Here is a 15768-nt window from a genome sequence, read left to right as displayed (position 1 = left end):
TACGTCGGCGGCGTCAGTACGACTTGGGCAGGCCCAGCGTCTGGTGCGACACGTAGTTGAGGATCATCTCCCGGCTGACCGGGGCGATCCTGGCCACGCGGGACGCGGTGAGCATCTGGGCAAGACCGTACTCCGTGCTGAGGCCGTTGCCGCCGAGGGTGTGCACGGCCTGGTCGACGGCCCTCGCCGCCGCCTCCGCGGCCGCGTACTTCGCCATGTTCGCCGCCTCGCCCGCGCCCGCGTCGTCCCCGGCGTCGTACAGCGCCGCCGCCTTCTGCGTCATCAGCCGGGCCAGCTCCAACTCGATGTGGGCCTGCGCGAGCGGATGAGCGATGGCCTGGTGCACGCCGATGGCGCCGCCCTTCCACACCTGGCGCGTACGCGCGTACTCCACGGCCCGCGCCACCGCCTGCCGCCCGAGGCCCAGCGCGAACGCGGCGGTCATGATGCGCTCGGGGTTGAGCCCCGCGAAGAGCTGGAGGAGGCCGGCGTCCTCGTCGCCGACGAGGGCGTCCGCGGGCAGCCGCACGTCGTCGAGGACCAGCTCGAACTGCTTCTCCGGCGCGTGCAGCTCCATGGGTATCTGCGCGCGCTGAAATCCCTCGGCGTCGCGCGGGACGATGAACAGGCAGGGCTTGAGCTTGCCGGTACGGGCGTCCTCGGTGCGGCCGACGATGAGCGTGGCGTCGGCGATGTCGACGCCGGAGATGAACACCTTGCGGCCGGACAGCACCCAGTCGTCGCCGTCGCGGCGGGCGGTGGTGGTGATGCGGTGGGAGTTGGATCCCGCGTCCGGCTCGGTGATGCCGAAGGCCATCTTGCGGGTGCCGTCGGCGAGTCCGGGAAGCCAGCGCTCCTTCTGGTCCTCGGTGCCGAAGCGGGCGATGACCGTCCCGCAGATCGCGGGCGACACGACGAGCATGAGCAGCGGGGAGCCGGCGGCGCCGAGTTCTTCCAGCACGATCGCCAGCTCCGCGATGCCGCCGCCTCCGCCGCCGTACGCCTCCGGGAGGTTGACGCCGAGGTAACCGGCCTTGCCGGCCTCGGCCCACAGCTCGTCGGTGTGCCGGCCGTCGCGGACGGCGGCGGTGAAGTACTCGCGGCCGTAGCGGGCGCCGAGCGCGGCGACGGCGGCGCGGAGGTCGCGGTGCTCCTGGGGTTCGAGGATGGCGCTGGTCATGGCTGTCGGCCTTCCTGGTCGCGGTGCGGGGCGTCTTCGACTGCGGCTTCGCCTACGGATTCACCTGCGGATTCGACTACGGATTCGCCTGCGGATTCACCTGCGGATTCGACTACGGATTCGCCTGCGGATTCACCTGCGGATTCGACTACGGCGAGGAGGGCGCCCACCTCGACCTGACGGCCGGGGGCGGCGTGCAGGGCGGTGAGCACGCCGCCGGCGGGGGCGGCGACTTCGTGCTCCATCTTCATCGCCTCCAGCCAGAGGAGGGGCTGGCCCTGCCGGACGGTCTGTCCGGGGGCGATCCCGTCGGCGAGGCGGACGACGGTGCCGGGCATGGGGGCGAGGAGCGAGCCGGGCGGGGTGTCCGCGCGGGGGTCGGGAAAGCGGGAGAGGGGGCGGAGGGCGTACGCACCGTGGGGCGTGTCGACGTACGCGGTCGGGGCGGCGGGACGGCCTCCGGCCCGGGCGGCGGGACCCGGCGCTGCGGAGCCCGCGTCGTACACGGCGACGTCGAAGGCACGGGCGACACCGGCGACTTCGAGAACCACGCACCCGGGGGCGGCGGAGAGCACGTGGACACCGGGCAGGTCGTCGGCGCGTATGCCGTCGCGGGTGAGGCGGTAGCGCACCTCGACCTCGGCACCGCCGGGCTCGACCCGGTACGCCTTCACCTGCGGCTGCGACGGCACGTTGCGCCACCCCCCGAACCGGGCGGGCAACACGGTGCCCTCCGCCTGCTGCCTCGCGGCGGTATCGGCGAGCGCGGCGGCGAGAGCGGCGAGTCGGAGGTGGGCGTCAACCTCGCCTGGGGGATGGGTCAGCGTCGGCAGGTGGGTGTCGTAGAACGAGGTGGTCATCCGCGCGCCGGTGAACTCCTCGTGTTCCAGCGACCGGATGAGCAGGTCCCTGTTCGTCACCGGGCCGTGGATCCGTGCCCGCCGCAGCGCGGTGGTCAGGTGGCGGACCGCCTCGGCACGGGTGGGGGCGTGGGCGATCACCTTGGCGAGCAGGGCGTCGTAGTACGGGGTGACGGTGTCGCCGGAGGTGCAACCGGTGTCGAGGCGGAGGGCGGGGGGTTCCCCGATCCCGCCCCTTCCCGAAACCGGGGCTCCGCCCCGGAACCCGTCGGGGCTGCGCCCCGGAACCCCCGCGACAACCGGCACACGGTCGCCCCCCACGGGCCCGAACGGATCGTCCCCCGCCCTCCGCGGCGGCCCGGCCGTGGCACCCCCGAACTCCAGGCGGTGGACCCGGCCCGTCTGCGGGGCGAAGTCCGACGCCGGATCCTCCGCGTAGAGGCGGGCCTCCACCGCGTGGCCCCTCGGCCGCGGCGCCGACGGCGGCAACGGCTCGCCTTCCGCGATCCTCAACTGCAGCGCGACCAGGTCGACCCCGTACACCGCCTCCGTCACCGGGTGCTCCACCTGCAGCCGCGTGTTCATCTCCAGGAACTGCGCCCGCCCGTCCGGCGCGAGCAGGAACTCCACCGTGCCCGCGCCCACGTACCCGATCGACCGCGCCGCCCGTACCGCCGTCTCCTCCAGCTCCGCCGCGACGCCCTCCGCCAGCCCCGGCGCCGGGGCCTCCTCCACCACCTTCTGGTGCCGCCGCTGCAACGAGCAGTCGCGCGTGCCCAGCGCCCACACACTCCCGTGCGCGTCCGCGAGCACCTGCACCTCCACGTGCCGCCCGCCCTCGACATACGGCTCGACGAACACCTCGCCGTCCCCGAACGCCGCCGCGGCCTCCGCCGACGCCGACGCCAGCCCGGCGTCCAGCGCGGCCAGTTCGCGGACGACCCGCATGCCGCGGCCGCCGCCGCCCGCCGCCGCCTTGACCAGCAGCGGCAGGTCGGACTCGGCGGCCTTCGACGGGTCGAAGGCCGCCAGGCCCATCAGTTCCTTCGCGCGCGTCTTGGACGCCATCGCCTCGATCGCCTCCGGCGGCGGCCCGACCCACGTCAGCCCCGCCGCGCGGACCGCCCGCGCGAACTCCGCGCTCTCCGAGAGGAACCCGTAGCCGGGGTGCACCGCGTCCGCGCCGGCCGCGTCCGCCGCCGCGACCAGCAGATCCGCCCGCAGGTACGTGTCCGCCGCCGCCCGCCCCGGCAGCCGGACCGCCGCGCCGCCGGCGTCCAGCGCGGCGCGTACGTGCAGCGCGCCCGCGTCCGCGTCGGAGTGCACGGCGACGGGCGTGATGCCCATCGCGCGGCAGGTGCGGAAGACGCGGCAGGCGATCTCGCCGCGGTTGGCGACGAGAAGGGTGCGGATCATCGGTCCTCCCGGATGGATGCCGGTCGCGCGGTCACAGGCGGAACACCCCGTACCCGTCGTGCACCCCCGCGTACGGCGCCGTGTGGATCGCCGACAGGCAGATCCCCAGCACCGTGCGGGTGTCCCGGGGGTCGATGACCCCGTCGTCGTACAGCCGCCCCGACAGGAACACCGGCAGCGACTCCGCCTCGATCTGCTGCTCCACCATCGCCCGCAGCGCCGCGTCGCCCTCCTCGTCGTACGGCATGCCCTTCGCCTCCGCCGACGCCCGCGCGACGATCGACAGCACGCCCGCGAGCTGCTGCGGCCCCATGACCGCCGACTTGGCGCTGGGCCAGGCGAAGAGGAACCGCGGGTCGTACGCGCGGCCGCACATGCCGTAGTGCCCGGCGCCGTAGCTGGCGCCCATGAGCACCGACAGGTGCGGGACGCGGGAGTTGGAGACGGCGTTGATCATCTGGGCGCCGTGCTTGATGATGCCGCCCTGCTCGTAGTCCTTGCCGACCATGTAGCCGGTGGTGTTGTGGAGGAAGACCAGGGGGATGTCGCGCTGGTTGGCGAGCTGGATGAACTGCGCGGCCTTCTGCGACTCCTCGCTGAACAGCACGCCGCGCGCGTTGGCGAGGATCCCGACGGGATAGCCGTGCAGCCGGGCCCAGCCGGTGGCCAGGCTCGTCCCGTACAGCGGCTTGAACTCGTCGAAGTCCGAACCGTCCACCACCCGCGCGATCACCTCGCGCGGGTCGAACGGGACCTTCAGATCGCCCGGCACGATGCCCAGCAGCTCGTCCTCCGGGTACGCGGGCGGGGCGGCCGGCGGCGGGTCCGGGTGCGCCTTGCGCCAGGCGAGGCGGGCGACGACGCGGCGGGCGGTGTGCAGGGCGTCCGGCTCGTCGACGGCGAAGTAGTCGGCGAGTCCCGAGGTACGGGCGTGCATGTCGGCGCCGCCCAGCGACTCGTCGTCGCTCTCCTCGCCGGTGGCCATCCTCACCAGCGGCGGGCCGCCGAGGAACACCTTCGCGCGCTCCTTGACCATGATCACGTGGTCGCTCATGCCGGGCACGTACGCCCCGCCCGCCGTGGAGTTGCCGAAGACGACGGCGATGGTGGGGATGCCGGCCGCGGACGAGCGCGTGAGGTGCTTGAAGAGCGCGCCGCCCGGAATGAAGATCTCCTTCTGCGACGGCAGGTCGGCGCCGCCGGACTCCACGAGGTGGATCGACGGCAGCCGGTTGGCGAGGCTGATCTCATGGGCGCGGAACGCCTTCTTCAGCGTCCAGGGGTTGGACGCGCCGCCGCGTACGGTCGGGTCGTTGGCGGTGATCAGGCACTCCACGCCGGAGACGACGCCGATGCCGGTGACGAGCGAGGCGCCCACGGCGTGGTCCGATCCCCAGCCGGCCAGCGGACTCAGCTCCAGGAACGGGGTGTCGGGGTCGAGCAGCAGCTCGATGCGCTCGCGTACGAGCAGCTTGCCGCGGGCGCGGTGCCGGGCGACGTACTTCTCGCCGCCGCCCGCCACGGCCTTGGCGTGCTCGGCGTCGAGCGCGGCGAGCTTGTCGAGCATCGCGGCGCGGTGGGCGGCGTAGTCGGGGCCCGCGATGTCCAGCGACGAGGCGAGCACGGTCACAGCAGCTCCTCGGGGATGTCGGCGTACCGGGCGCGCAGCCACTCGCCGAGCGCCTTGGCCTGCGGGTCGAAGCGGGCCTGGGAGGCGACGCCCGCGCCGAGGAGTCCGTCGACGGTGAAGTTGAGCGCGCGCAGGTGCGGCAGGACGTGGCGGACGACGGGGAAGGGGGCGGTCTCCGGGAGGAGTTCGCGGAAGCGGTCGACGGTGAGGCTGTGGGCCAGCCAGGGCCAGACGGCGTCGGACCGGGCCCAGACGCCGACGTTGGCACTGCCGCCCTTGTCGCCGCTGCGCGCGCCGGCCACGGCGCCGAGCGGTGCGCGGCGCGTGGGCCCCGGCGGCGGGGGCGGCGGCAGCGGCGGCTCGGGTACGGGCGCCAGCGCCCGGGTGCGCGGCGGCGGGGCGACGGGGACGCGGGTGCCGTCGGGCAGCACGGCGGTGTGCGGGACGTCGGCGGCGGGGACGTACGCGGCCTCGAAGACGCCGTACGGCTGCGCCCTGCCGGGCGGGGCGGTGACGTGGAAGCCGGGGATGCTGGCGAGGGCCAGTTCGACGGCGGCGCCGCTGACGGCGCGGCCGACGGCGGCCTCGTCGGGGTCCCGGACGGCGAGGCGGAGGAAGGCGGACGCCTCCTCCTGCACGTCGGCGTCGGGGTGGTCGGTGCGGGCGAGGGTCCAGCGGACGTCGGCGACACCGGCGAGGACGGGGGCCATCTGGGCGCGGACGAGGGCGGCTTTGGCGTCGATGTCGAGGCCGGTGAGGACGAAGACGACCTCGTTGCGGTGGCCGCCGAGGCGGGAGAGGCCGACCTTGACGTCGGGGGGCGGGGGCTCGCCGCGTACGCCGGTGATGCGGACGCGGTCGGGTCCTTCGGGCGCGAGGCGTACGGAGTCGAGGCGGGCGGTGACGTCGGGTCCCGCGTAGCGGGGGCCCGCGGTCTCGTAGAGGAGCTGGGCGGTGACGGTCTCGACGGTGACGGCGCCGCCGGTGCCGGGGTGCTTGGTGATGACGGCGCTGCCGTCGGGCTCGATCTCGGCGAGGGGGAAGCCGGGGTGGCGGACGTCGTGCTCGGTGAAGAAGGCGTAGTTGCCGCCGGTGGCCTGGGTGCCGCACTCCAGCACGTGGCCGGCGACGACGGCCCCGGCGAGGGCGTGGAGAGCGGGGTCGTCGGGGCCGTCGGCGGCGCCGGGGGTCCAGCCGTAGTGGGCCTGGGCGGCGCCGGTGACGAGCGCGGCGTCGGTGACGCGGCCGGTGACGACGACGTCGGCGCCGGCGCGCAGGCAGGCGGCGATGCCGGCGCCGCCGAGGTAGGCGTGGGCGGCGAGGGCGCCGGGCCAGGTGCCGCGGGCGGTGAGGTCGTCGCCCTCGACGTGGGCGACGCGGGCGGGCACGCCGACGCGCTCGGACAGCTCGCGGACGGCGGCGGCGAGTCCCGCGGGGTTGAGGCCGCCGGCGTTGACGACGAGGGCGACGCCGCGGTCCCGGGCGAGGCCGAGGCCGTCCTCAAGCTGGCGGAGGAAGGTCCTGGCGTAGCCGGCGGCGGGGTTCTTGAGGCGGTCACGGGCGAGGATGAGCATGGTCAGCTCGGCAAGGTAGTCGCCGGTGAGGACGTCGAGTTCACCGCCGGTGAGCATCTCGCGGACGGCGTCGAAGCGGTCGCCGTAGAAGCCGGAGGCGTTGCCGATGCGGAGGGTCACGGGCGGTCCTCCCAAGTGGCCCGGCCTCCGGTACGGGCCGCGCCGTCCGCGGTCTGTTCCCGGCCGCCGCCCGGTGGTCCTGCGAACGCCTGGGCGATGCCGAGCCAGCGCTCCGCCTCCGCGCCCTCGGCGACGAGCGCGGTGTCGGCGCGGTGCACGCGCTGGGTGGCCAGGAGACAGAAGTCGAGCGCGGGCCCGGTGACGCGCTCGGCGGCGTCCTCCGGCCCGTACGCCCACACCTCCCCGCTGCCACCGGGTGCGGTCAGCTCGACGCGGAACTCCTGTGCGGGCGGGGCGAGTCGGTGGACGGCGTACGCGAAGTCCCGCGTCCGTACGCCGATACGGACCACGTGCCGCAGCCGGGCGGTGGGCGCACGCCGTACGCCGAGCGCGTCGGCGACGTCCTGCCCGTGCGCCCAGGTCTCCATCAACCGCCCCGAGGCGACACCCCCGACGCTCATCGGCGGCCCGAACCACGGCATCCGCACCCCCGCCGGCTGCGCCAGCAGCACCCGCCGCAACTCCTCGCGCCCCTGCCGCCACCGGTCGAGCAGCACGTCGGGCGGCTGGGCGGCGCCGCGCTCGGCACCCTCGTCGACGAAGCCGAACGGCGCCTCCCGGGCGTGCGTCAGCATCCGCCGGAACTCCTCGGGATCGTCCGCGGCGGCGAGCGCGGCTCGGTCGGTCCACGCGAGGTGGGCGATCTGATGCGCGACGGTCCAGCCGGCGGCGGGCGTGCCGAGCGCCCACCGCTCGGGCGGCAGCCCGGCGACGAGGGCGTCCAGCGCGGCGCTCTCGTCGCGGAGGTCGTCCAGCAGGGAGTTGATCTCCGGGCCCGCCATGCTGCGCTCCCCTCGTGACTACTGCGCAGTAGGGTGGCAGCGGACCGGAAAACAAGCAAGCGTGCTTGCCGGATTCAGTCGGGGTGGTGCGGCTCCGCGGGCACCGCTCACCCCTCCTCCGGCAGGCCCTCCGCGAGGAGTTCCGCGAGGTGGCGGGCCTGGACGCCCCCGAGCTGGGCGAGTTGGGTGCGGCAGGAGTAGCCGTCGGCGACGACCGCCGCGTCACCCGGCGCGTTGCGTACCGCCGGGAGGAGCTGGTCTTCGGCGCAGGCGGCGGAGACCTCGTAGTGGCCGCGTTCGAAGCCGAAGTTGCCCGCCAGGCCGCAGCATCCCGAGGCGAGTCGCCCCTCCAGTCCCGCCTTCGCCATCAGGCGGCGCTCGGCGGCGTCGCCGAGGACGGCGTGCTGGTGGCAGTGCGTCTGGCCGGTGACCGGGCGGTCGAGGCGGGGCGGGGTCCAGTCGGGGGCCGCGGTTTCGAGGGCTTCGGCGAGGGTGCGGACGCGGGCGGCGAGGCGCGGGGCGCGTTCGTCGCCGGGCAGCAGCTCGACGAGGTCGGTCTTGAGCGCGGCGGCGCAGGGCGGTTCGAGGACGACGAGCGGCGGGCCGGCGTCGCCGGTCTCACCACTCCCGCCGCCCTCCGGCTCCAGCGCGTCCAGCGTCCGCCGCATCACCGCGCGGGCCTGGTCCAGTTGGCCCGTGGAGACATACGTCAGTCCGCAGCACACCTTCCCCGCCCCCCGCGGCAGCCCCACCCGCAGTCCCGCCGCCCGCAGCACCCGCACCGCCGCCGTACCCGCCTCCGGCGACAGGTAGTTCGTGAACGTGTCCGGCCACAGCAGCACGTCCGGATCCGTGTCGGCCCCCCGCCGCAGCGACCGCGTCAGCGGCACCCGCGCGATCGGTGGGATCGCCCGCTCCCCCGCGAGCCCCGCAAGCCGCTTCGCCACCGCCGCCAGCGGCCCCACCCGGGCCAGCGCGTTCGCCGCCCCCGCCGCCCGCAGCGCCGCCGTCAGCCGCAGCCACTGCGGCAGCCGCCCCATCGCGTAGTGCGCCATCGGCCGGCGCCGCCCGGCGTAGTGGTGGTACAGGAACTCGGCCTTGTACGTGGCCATGTCGACGTCCACCGGGCAGTCGCTGCGGCACCCCTTGCACGACAGGCACAGGTCCAGCGCCTCACGTACCTCCTCCGAGCGCCACCCGTCCGTGATGACCTCCCCCGCCAGCATCTCGTGCAGCAGGCGCGCGCGCCCGCGCGTGGAGTGCCGTTCCTCGCCCGTGGCCCGGTACGACGGGCACATCACCCCGGGGCTCCCGGCCGGGTTCCGGCACTTGGCGACGCCGACGCACCGCCGCACCGCCGCCGCGAAGTCGCCGCCCTCGGGGCCGTCGTGCGGATACCCGAACGCCACCGGCACGGGACCGCGGGGCAGCGGCGCGAAGCGCAGGTCGGCGTCGAGGGGCGCGGGGCGGGCGATCACGCCGGCGTTGAGGGCGCCGTCGGGGTCCCAGAGGTCCTTGAAGCCGCCGAAGAGGCCGACGAGCTCGTCCCCGTACATCGCGGGCAGCAGCTCGGAACGCGCCCGCCCGTCGCCGTGCTCCCCGGACAGCGAGCCGCCGTGGGCGACGACGAGATCCGCCATCTCCCCCGAGAACTCGCGGAAGCGGGCGACGCCGGGCGCGGTCAGCAGGTCGAAGTCGATCCGCACGTGGATGCAGCCGTCGCCGAAGTGCCCGTACGGCAGCCCGCGCAGCCCGTGCGCGGCGAGCAGCGCGCGGAACTCGCGCAGGTACGCGCCGAGCCGCGCGGGCGGCACCGCGCAGTCCTCCCAGCCGGGCCACGCCTCGCTGCCGTCGGGCAAGCGGGTGGCGGTGCCGGAGGCGTCCTCGCGGATACGCCACAGGGCGCGCTGCGCGGCGGGGTCCGCGACGACGGTGTGGTCGACGGCGTCGGCGGCGCGGCACACCTCGTCGGCGGCGGCCCGTGCGGCGGCGGGGGTCTCGCCGCCGGTCTCGACGAACAGCCAGGCGCCGCCGCGGGGCAGCGCGTGCGCGCCGGGGCCGCTGCCGACAAGGTCGGCGGCCATGCCCTCGACGGTCAGCGGACGCAGCGGCAGCAGCCCGGGGGCGGCTTCCGCGGCGGCGGACTCGTCGGCGTAGCCGAGGACGGCGAGGGCGCGGGCGGGGGGTGCCTCGACGAGGCGGACGGTGGCCTGGGTGAGGACGGCGAGGGTGCCTTCGCTGCCGGTGAAGGCGCGGGCGAGGTCGGCGCCGCGCTCGGGGAGGAGGGCGTCGAGTGCGTAGCCGGAGATGCGGCGGGGGAGATCGGGCCAGCCGGGGAGGTCGCGGGGGTACGGGCCGGGGGCGCCGGCGGCGTACGCACCGGGGGCGTCGTCTCCGTCCCGGACGCCGCCCGCCTGCCCGCCCGCAGGGCCGCCCGGCGGCCCGCCCGCACGGCCGACCGCGCGCCCGCCCGTCCGCAGCGTCGCCAGATGCTCCGCGACGAACTCCTGCAACCCCGGCACCACCGCGAGGTTCCGCTCCAGCCGCACCGCCCGCCCCCGGTACGTCACCACGTCCAGCGCCCGCACGTTGTCCGCCGTCGTCCCCCACGCGACGCTGTGCGGGCCGCAGGAGTCGTTGCCGACCATCCCGCCGATCGTGCACCGGCTGTGCGTCGACGGATCGGGCCCGAACGTCAGCCCGTGCTCCGCCGCCGCGCCGCGCAGCCGGTCGAGCACGAGCCCCGGCTGCACGACGGCGGTGCGCGCCTCGGGGTCGAGGCCGACGAGCCGGTTCAGGTGCCGGGTGAAGTCGAGGACGACGCCGACGCCCACGGCGTTGCCCGCGATGGACGTACCGCCGCCGCGGGCGACGACGGGCGCGCCGTACTCCCGGCACACCGCGAGCGCGGCGGCGACGTCGTCGGCGTCGCGGGGGGCGACGACGCCGAGGGGGACGCGGCGGTAGTTGGAGGCGTCCATGGTGACGAGAGCCCGGTCCCGGGGCCGGAACCCCACCTCGCCGCGGACCGCGCCCCGCAGCCGGCGCTCCAGCGCCACGACGTCGATCCCGGTGTCCGTACCCGTGTCCGCGCTCGTCTGCGTATCCATGGCCCCAGCGTGCCGGACACCCCCGCCCCGCCGCCTGTATTGACGTGCACCACTCGCGCCTCTAACGTCCGACCCCAGAAAGATTCGAAATCAGTCCCGAATGTTTCGATCCTCACGGCACGCACGGATCCGGCGCCATCACTCCACCACCGCCCGCGCCCGCCCGCGGGGGAAGAAGGGGAACATGCGAAGACTCCGCAGCAGGCCCAGGGCCCTGCTCGCCGCGCTCGCCGGCGCCCTCTGCCTGTACGGCCTCGGCACCGCCGCCCCCGCGCAGGCGGCCGCCCCCGCGGATGCCGGCCCACCCGCGGCCGCCGCCGCCTCCCTCAACCAGCTCGCACAGGCGCACGGCAAGTTCATCGGCTCCGCCGCCGCGACGTCGCACTTCTCCGACACCCAGTACACCGGGATCCTGGGCAGCGAGTTCGGCCAGGTCACGGCGGAGAACGAGATGAAGTGGGACACCGTGCAGCCGTCCCGCGGCCAGTTCAACTACGCCCCCGGCGACCGGGTCGTCGACTTCGCGCAGCAGAACGGCCAGTCGGTCCGCGGCCACACCCTCGTCTGGCACAGCCAGCTCCCCGGCTGGGTCTCGGGACTGCCGAGCGGCGAGGTCCGTACGGCGATGGAGAACCACGTCACGCAGGTCGCCGGGCACTACGCGGGCGACATCGACGCCTGGGACGTGGTCAACGAGCCGTTCAACGAGGACGGCACGTTCCGTACGAGCCCCTTCTACAACGCCATGGGCCGCGACTTCGTCGCCCACGCGCTGCGCGCCGCGAAGGCGGCGGACCCGAGCGCGAAGCTGTGCATCAACGACTACAACATCGAGGGCGTCAACGCGAAGAGCACCGCGATGTACAACCTCGTCCGCGACCTGAAGGCACAGGGCGTACCGATCGACTGCGTCGGTATCCAGGGCCATCTGGCGATCCAGTACGGCTTCCCGAGCGACCTGCGGCAGAACATGCAGCGCTTCGCGGACCTGGGCGTCGACGTGGCGATCACGGAGCTGGACGTACGCATGCAGCTCCCCGTCAGCACACAGAAGGAAGCCACCCAGTCGCAGTACTACACGAACGTCGTCAGCGCCTGCCTGGCGGTCACCCGCTGCAAGGGCATCACGGTGTGGGGCTTCCCGGACAAGTACTCCTGGGTGCCGGGCGTCTTCGACGGCGAGGGCTCGGCGACCCTCTGGAACGACAGCTACCAGCCGAAACAGGCGTACAACGCGGTGGTCGAAGCCCTCGGCGGCGACCCTGGCCCGGGCCCCGGCCCCGGTGACGGCTGCAGCGCGGGCTACGCCGTACCCCAGCAGTGGAACGGCGGCTTCACCGCCGCGGTCACGGTGAGCTGCGACGGCGACTCGCTGGCCGGCTGGTCGGTCAGCTGGGACTACGCGGCGGGCCAGCGCGTCACCAACGCCTGGAACGCGACCTGCCAGCAGAGCGGCACGAGGGTCACCTGCACCAACGCCCCCTACAACGGCAACGTCCCGGACGGCGGCTCGGTCACCTTCGGCTTCAACGGCACCTGGACCGGCACCAACCCCGCCCCCACCCCGACCCTGGGCTGACCCCGACGTCCGCCGGGGCCACCGCCACCGCGGAGACCCCGGCGGACGGCCGTGTATGGGACACGTGGGGCTTCAGTGAAGCGGCGACATCGAGCCAACGAACGCGCTGGCGAAACCCCGCGTCCCACGGATAGCGTCTTCTACCCGTAGTGACCCGCCTCCTACAGGGAGTTGACGTGAGACGCCGACACACCCTCCCCGCCACATTGGCAACCGTGGCCGCCGCGAGCCTGCTCCTGACGGCATGCGGTTCGGACGACGGGGACGGGGGTGACGACGAGAAGATCAAGGGCGCGGACGACGGCTCGTCGGCGTCGCCGTCACCGAAGGAGAGCGAACCGGAGGCGGACCGCCCGGAGTTGACGCTTCCTTCGTACGCAAAGTTGACGTTCGAGGAGGCCGCCACGGGCGACGCCACGAAGGACGCGGTCCTCAGCGACAGCGAGCAGCGGTTCATCGCCCTCTACGACGCGATCCTGAAGGCGGACACACAGAGTTCTGCCCTGACCTTCTACACCAGTGGTGAAGCACTGTCGATGTCGCAGGACTTCGTCAAGGGCTGGGTCGACGCCGATGACAAGTGGGCGGGAGTCATCCGGGTCTTCGACCGCAAGGTGACCATGAAGGAGGACGGCACCGCCGCCGTGGTCTTCTGCGCCGACGAGAGCGATGCCGTCATCACGAAGGATCCGGCGAACGAGAAGGATCTGCCGACCGGCAGCGGCTCGAAGAACGCGTACATCCTCTACAACACGCTGCTTGAGAAGAGCGCGGAGGGCGTCTGGCAGACGACCAAGGGTGTTTCTGACCGGGGGGCGGCACAGTGCCAGGTTTAGCGAAAGTCACAGCCACCTTCGCGTTATCCGGGCTTGTATCTCTGGGGATGTTATCCGGTCCGGCCGCAGCCCAGGAGGACGACGGACTCGGCGGGCATGGAGATAATTTCGACCCCGGAGAAGGCAACCCGTCCGGCGGCTCCGGCCCCTCGGGGGGAAGCGGCAACGGGAACATCTACGCCCAGGTCGAGATCGTCTGGGACGAGACCCGCAACGGCCCCGGCGGGGACGGGGGCGGGTCCGTGGCCCCGGTGAGCGACTGGGAGCCGCCACCGTGTTGGTACGGCCCGGCCTACAGTCCCGACAAGTTCGAGGAGCTGGCCCGGAGGGTGTGGTTCACGATGGTCCACGACCCTGACGGGCAGGACATCGCCTCGGACTTCATGGACAAGTACAGCGGCGGAAAGCCCTACGACAATTTCAACCAAGACAAGTCCGGCGAAGGCTATTGGTGGGACGACTTCTACGACAAGAGCCGCACGGACGACCCCGCGATCTTCGACTGCATGGAGCCGTGGTTCTGGGTCGACACAGGTGACTCCCCGCCCGTCGAGTACGAAAACGCCGTCACCCCCGAGGTCCTGGCCGAACTCGCCTACGACAGGCTCAGCCTCCCGCGCGACGAGGCGACCCTGCGCCCGGCGGCGGCGAGCCAGAAGGTCAACCTGCCGACCTGGGTGTGGCTCGGCGAGGGCACGTTCCGCCCCGTGTCGGTCAGCGCGTCCATCCCCGAGATCGGCATCGAGGCGACCACCACCGCCCGCCCGGTGGGCCTGCACATCGACCCCGGCACGGACGACGCGGAGTCATACCCCGAGGACGGCTCCTGCCGCATCAACGACGACGGCTCCATCGGCACCCCGTACGCGGCCGGCCGCTCCGAAGAGACGCCGCCCTGCGGCCTGACGTACCTCCGCTCCACGGAGAGCACGGGCCCGTACGAGCTGACGGCCACAGTCACCTGGGAGATCAGCTGGACCGGCACAGGTCGGCCCGACCCCGAACGGCTCCCTGACGGTGTCTTCGACGCGACCACCGAGGTCGAGGTCGCGGAAATCCAGGCCGTCGTCCGCTGAGCCCGCGAACTCCCGACCCTTATCTGACCACGCCGTCTCACCGCTTCGCTCGGGACTGCGGACCGCCGCCTTGGGAGAACCGTGAGCAACCGCCCCACCGACTGGCACGTACTCGACCTCGACGAGGATCCGACGCCGGGGGATCCGGCCCGGGTGAAGCAACTGGCCCGGGAGTTGCACGACTTCGCCGGCGACGTGACCGACGCGCTGCGCCAGATCAAGGCCATGGCGGGCGAGGACGCGATCCTGCGCTGGGCGGGGAAGACGGCGAAGGCGTTCCAGGACGAGTTCGAGGAGGTTCCCAAGAACCTGAAGAAGCTGCAGCGCTCGTACGAACTGGCGGGCGACGCGCTCGCCGCGTACTGGCCGAAGCTGGAGCGGGCCCAGTCGCTGGCCGACAAGGCGCTGGCCAGGGGGCGCGAGGCCCGCAACGAGTTGTCGTCCGCGACCGGCCGCCTGGACTCGGCCAACTCCTGGGTCGAACGCGCCACCGCGAAAACCGAGGAGTACGACGAGAAAGAGGGCAAGGACAAGCCCGACGAGTCCGAGGTCCGCGCCGCCACCCGCAACGCCACCGACGCGAAGTCCGCCCAGACCAGCGCCCAGACGGCCGTCGACAACGCCGAATCCGGCCTCGAAGCCGCCAAGAAAATGGCCGCCGACGCCAAGAAGATGCGCGAAGACGCCGCATCCGAGGCCAAGGACAAACTCGAAGACGCCTCCGACGCCGGGATCCAGAACCGCAAGTGGTGGGAGAAGGCGGTCGACTGGGTCAAGGACAACTGGGACACCATCGTCACCGTCTGCAAGGTCATCGTCGCCGTCCTGGGCATCGTCGTCCTCATCATCGGCGGCCCCCTCGCACTGGTAGTCCTCGCCGCCGCCCTCGTCGTCCTCGCCGACACCCTCATCAAGTACCTGAACGGGGAAGCATCTCTCTGGGACGTCGCGTTCGCCGCCCTTGACTGCATTCCCGGCATGAAGGGCCTGACCACCCTCGGCGGGCTGGCGAAGATGGCCAAGGGCGGCATGAAGGCCGTGAAGGGCCTCAAGGCCATGAAGGCCGGTGTGCTGGGCCTGGCCAAGCGCGGGCGCACCATGCTGGGCGACGCGGCGCGCGGCGCCCGCGACCGGTTCAAGAGCGTCGTCAACAAGCTCACCGACCCGATCGACCTGGCCACCGGCGAGATGTACCTCCCCCAGACCGACATCGAGTTACCCGGTCTCCTGCCTCTGGCGTTCAACCGTCGGCTCGGCTCTGCGTACAGATGTGGGTGGTGGTTCGGCCCCACCTGGACCTCCACCATCGACCAACGACTGGAGATCGACGAGCAGGGGGTCGTCTTCGTCACCGAAGACGGACGTCTCCTGGCCTACCGCCACCCCTCCGGCCCCGCTGACGCGGTCCTGCCCGACTCAGAAGCCGTTGTCCTATCGATCTTGAGTGCGGTGTGATCGAAAGTGGCCGGTGGGGCGGGTGATTCTGCCGTGGCCGTGCATGAAGACAGGGCCTCTGGTGCAGTTCGGAGTTGCTGAGACACCGAT

The 15768-nt window shown here is 73.2% G+C and carries 9 protein-coding genes and 1 pseudogene; 4 read left to right on the top strand and 6 right to left on the bottom strand.

All coding sequences use genetic code 11. The annotated features are described in order from the left end of the window. Nucleotides 1-13: 13 nt before the first annotated feature. From ABGA99_RS34710 to ABGA99_RS34685, 6 genes are all read right to left on the bottom strand, one after another. Nucleotides 14-1180, bottom strand: coding sequence for an acyl-CoA dehydrogenase (locus ABGA99_RS34710; protein WP_347575110.1), 1167 nt, complete (start codon nt 1178-1180; stop codon nt 14-16). Beyond that, nucleotides 1177-3456 (bottom strand): biotin carboxylase N-terminal domain-containing protein, encoded by a 2280-nt coding sequence (locus ABGA99_RS34705; protein ID WP_347584189.1) that lies wholly within the window; start codon nt 3454-3456, stop codon nt 1177-1179. The genes ABGA99_RS34710 and ABGA99_RS34705 overlap by 4 nt, the downstream gene beginning before the upstream one ends. 31 nt (nt 3457-3487) lie before the next feature. Further along, nucleotides 3488-5086 (bottom strand): carboxyl transferase domain-containing protein, encoded by a 1599-nt coding sequence (locus ABGA99_RS34700; protein ID WP_347575112.1) that lies wholly within the window; start codon nt 5084-5086, stop codon nt 3488-3490. After that, on the bottom strand, nt 5083-6780 hold the full coding sequence (locus ABGA99_RS34695; protein ID WP_347575113.1) for an acyclic terpene utilization AtuA family protein: 1698 nt from the start codon (nt 6778-6780) through the stop codon (nt 5083-5085). Before ABGA99_RS34695 ends, ABGA99_RS34700 begins: the two co-directional genes overlap by 4 nt. Beyond that, on the bottom strand, nt 6777-7622 hold the full coding sequence (locus ABGA99_RS34690; RefSeq protein WP_347575114.1) for a TIGR03084 family metal-binding protein: 846 nt from the start codon (nt 7620-7622) through the stop codon (nt 6777-6779). The genes ABGA99_RS34695 and ABGA99_RS34690 overlap by 4 nt, the downstream gene beginning before the upstream one ends. A 107-nt stretch (nt 7623-7729) precedes the next feature. Next, nucleotides 7730-10732, bottom strand: coding sequence for an FAD-binding and (Fe-S)-binding domain-containing protein (locus tag ABGA99_RS34685; protein WP_347584188.1), 3003 nt, complete (start codon nt 10730-10732; stop codon nt 7730-7732). 184 nt (nt 10733-10916) lie between these two features. Here ABGA99_RS34685 and ABGA99_RS34680 point away from each other — a divergent pair, with 184 nt between their 5' ends. From ABGA99_RS34680 to ABGA99_RS34665, 4 genes and pseudogenes are all read left to right on the top strand, one after another. Next, nucleotides 10917-12311 (top strand): endo-1,4-beta-xylanase, encoded by a 1395-nt coding sequence (locus ABGA99_RS34680; protein ID WP_347575116.1) that lies wholly within the window; start codon nt 10917-10919, stop codon nt 12309-12311. 215 nt (nt 12312-12526) lie between these two features. After that, the gene (locus tag ABGA99_RS34675) at nt 12527-13147 is read left to right on the top strand and encodes a hypothetical protein (RefSeq protein WP_347575117.1); all 621 of its coding nucleotides are present in this window, start codon (nt 12527-12529) and stop codon (nt 13145-13147) included. A gap of 47 nt (nt 13148-13194) precedes the next feature. Next, nucleotides 13195-14223, top strand: a complete 1029-nt coding sequence (locus ABGA99_RS34670; RefSeq protein ID WP_347584187.1) for a hypothetical protein — start codon at nt 13195-13197, stop codon at nt 14221-14223. 81 nt (nt 14224-14304) lie between these two features. Further along, nucleotides 14305-15600 (top strand): annotated as a pseudogene (locus ABGA99_RS34665) (DUF6531 domain-containing protein); the annotation flags it as partial. Nucleotides 15601-15768: the final 168 nt, after the last annotated feature.

Source organism: Streptomyces sp. B5E4, from assembly GCF_039871555.1.
GTDB lineage: Bacteria > Actinomycetota > Actinomycetes > Streptomycetales > Streptomycetaceae > Streptomyces.
The sequence above is the reverse complement of the archived record's forward strand: the minus strand, read 5'-3'. Positions and strand labels throughout refer to the sequence as shown.